The organism is Thermosyntropha lipolytica DSM 11003 (assembly GCF_900129805.1).
In the GTDB taxonomy this organism is placed as follows: Bacteria; Bacillota; Syntrophomonadia; order Syntrophomonadales; family Syntrophomonadaceae; genus Thermosyntropha; species Thermosyntropha lipolytica.
The window spans coordinates 1-2,884 of sequence record NZ_FQWY01000072.1; the positions used below are offsets into that span (position 1 = coordinate 1).

At 39.9% G+C, this 2,884-nt stretch carries 2 protein-coding genes and 1 pseudogene; all 3 read left to right on the plus strand.

Annotation, left to right across the window (positions count from 1 at the left end; translation table 11 throughout):
* Positions 1 to 460, plus strand: a pseudogene (locus BUB92_RS10905) (glycine/sarcosine/betaine reductase complex component C subunit alpha); the annotation flags it as partial.
* Positions 461 to 673: 213 nt separating this feature from the next.
* Positions 674 to 1,621, plus strand: coding sequence for a CgeB family protein (locus BUB92_RS10910; protein WP_073093582.1), 948 nt, complete (start codon positions 674 to 676; stop codon positions 1,619 to 1,621).
* Between the two features lie 187 nt (positions 1,622 to 1,808).
* Entirely contained in the window at positions 1,809 to 2,657 is an 849-nt protein-coding gene (locus tag BUB92_RS10915; protein WP_084728485.1) for a deoxyribonuclease IV, read from the plus strand.
* Positions 2,658 to 2,884: the final 227 nt, after the last annotated feature.

The window sequence follows — 2,884 nt, forward strand, 5'->3', positions numbered from 1 at the left end:
CAGTGCGTATAACAGCGGAGGAAGCTATGAGACCTTAGGCTATGGATACGGACCGGGAGTAGGGAAAGGATTTGACAGATTAATCCATATACTGTCAAGAGCATCCGGGACGCCGGTAATAGCTAATGCGATAGAATACTGTGCCTCCATGGTAAGAGGAAAATTCTTAAAGATAAAAGAAGAAGAGATAGAAAAAGCAGAGAGAGCCGGCTGGATAGTAGAGGTAGCCAAAGAAGCCAAAGAAAAAGAAGAAGAAGTAGAGAAGCCGCCGGAAAAAGTAGTAGAAAGCCAGATAAGCGGAATTGACATATTAGAAATGGAAGATGCGGTAAAGGCCTTGTGGAAGAATAAGATATATGCCTCAAGCGGAATGGGCTGTACAGGCCCTGTAATCCTGGTAGCCAAAGAAGATCATGAAAAAGCAGTAGAAGTCCTAAAAAACAGCGGATTTTTAGGCTAATACCTGCCCCCTGCACCTTTCTGTAAGCTATAAGTTTTTAAGCTGGTGCCAACAGAAAGGTGCAATTTTTTTCTAAAAAAAAGATAGTTCTTTACGGATGCTCTTTAAATTTAGTGGCTGGCGGTTTGTTTACTTTTCAGAATGATGGGTATTATCAACTAAATAAAATTTAAAATATATTGTATTAGATATAAATCGTCGGGAGATAAGATGGTGAAGATATTATTTGTTAATAATCCCCCTTATATAACTTATGGCATAGCGGCTGGTTTAGCCCAAATAGGAGAAGAACCTTATATATTGCCTTTATGGATGTATCCCTGGGATGAACAGGCAAAAGTATTGCGGCAAAAAATAGAAGAAATAAGTCCGGATTTTATTTTTGCCGATGGAGACCCACCTAATGTTAATTGGGAAGCAATTAGTGAAAATGTGAGGTTTTTTAATGTGCCGTTAATTTACTGGGCTACGGAAGATCCTTTATGGTTTAAAGAAATATCTCTTTTAAGAAGCCTGGATGCAGAATTTGTTTGTACCACCACCTGTGAGCTTATACCTGAATATCAAAAAATGGGCAAAAAGGCTGCTTTAATGCTTTTTTGCTGTAATCCCGACTTTCACCGTATGGTAGAATCTAATCCGGAATATAGGTGTGATATTATGTTTGTGGGGAGCAATTATGAGATAAGAACCTGGGTATCCCGTTTCATGCTTCAGCCTTTGCTAGAAAAAGGTTATAACCTTAAAGTATGGGGACACTGGTGGAGAGATAGTGATAAGCCTTTTACCATACCTCCTGAATTTTATAAAGGACTTCTACCGTATGATAAGCTTCCGGAAGCTTATGCCTCAGCCAGGATAATTTTAGGTATGCACCTTTGTGATACTTCCCTAACGCAAACCAGCATGCGTACCTATGAAGTTTTAGGATGCGGCAGTTTTTATCTTACGCAATATACCAAAGCCCATGAACATCTGTTTAAACGGGGAGTTCACCTGGATTGGGCCAATAATAGTGAAGAACTGGTAGAAAAAGTAGATTATTACCTTTCCTGCCCGGAAGAAAGAAGTAAAATAGCAAAAGCAGGGCAGGAATATGTTTATAAATATCATAGCGCAGAAGTACGGGCGAGAAGGCTGGTAGAATTTTTAAGTACCTGAATTTAGATGTAAAATCATAAATGAAACCTGCCCAGATTAAAAAGATACTGAGGTAAGATTTTGGGGAAAGCGGTGGTTTCATAAACATGTCGCTTTATATTACAGTTTGTGGGATAATAAATAAAAACCTTATAGTGATATAAATATTTAAAGTTTTTCCAAAGTATAGAGGAGTGGATATTATAAAATGGTGCCTATGCCGCTTATTGGAGCTCATCTCCCGGTTAGCAAAGGACTGAAAGCAACGGCTGATGATGCCGTTTTAAAAGGAGTAGAAGCCTTGCAGATTTTTGTGCGCAATCCAAGAGGGAGAGGAGCTCGTGTTTTTACTGAAGAAGAAGTTGTTTATTTTAAAAATAAACTGAAGGAAAATAGCATAAGCCCGGTGGTGGTACATATTCCTTACATATGTAATCCGGCTTCGGTAAAGGAAGATCTCTATGCTTTTGCCAGGCAGGTTATTGAAGAAGACCTGCTTAAGTGTGATGTGATAGGAGCCGACTACCTGGTTTTACATCCGGGGGCCTATACCGGATCTACTCTGGAAGAAGGCATGGAAAGGGTAGCCAGGCTTCTGGATCAGGTTTTAAACAATTATGAAGGAAATACCATGATTCTCCTGGAAACCATGGCCGGACAGGGAACGGAAATAGGCAAGAATTTTGCCGAGTTGAAACAGATTATAGACGGTGTGAAAATGGGAGATAAGTTAGGCGTCTGTTATGATACCTGCCATACTTATGCCGCAGGTTATGACTGCAGCAGTGAGCAGGGGATAAAAAACATTTTAGATGAGATCGATGCTGTTCTAGGCCGGGAAAAAGTAAAACTGGTACATGCCAATGATAGCCTGAAAGGCCTGGGCGAAAAAAGAGACCGCCATGCCCATATCGGGGAAGGGTTTATCGGTGAAGCGGGATTTTCCCTGCTTTTGCAGGATGATTTTTTTAAAAACCTCCCTTTTATTCTGGAGACTCCTTATGAAGGAGTGGAATCTGATCTGGTCAAACTTAAAGCTCTGCGCAATAAAAAATAATTCTTAAGCTTGGCTTCTAGACAATCTTCGAATCGTAACACTTTTTAATTTGGGGACGGTTCTAAATTGCAAAAGTATTACGAGTGGTAAAATTTTTAAATGGATAATAATATTTGCCGGGTGGTATAGACGGGTGGATTTAAGGAAGGCTTTTTATGCGGACATGGGGATCAAGCCTGCAAAATAAAGAGTATTGCCATGTAAAGCGGATCTGAATACCAGAATAC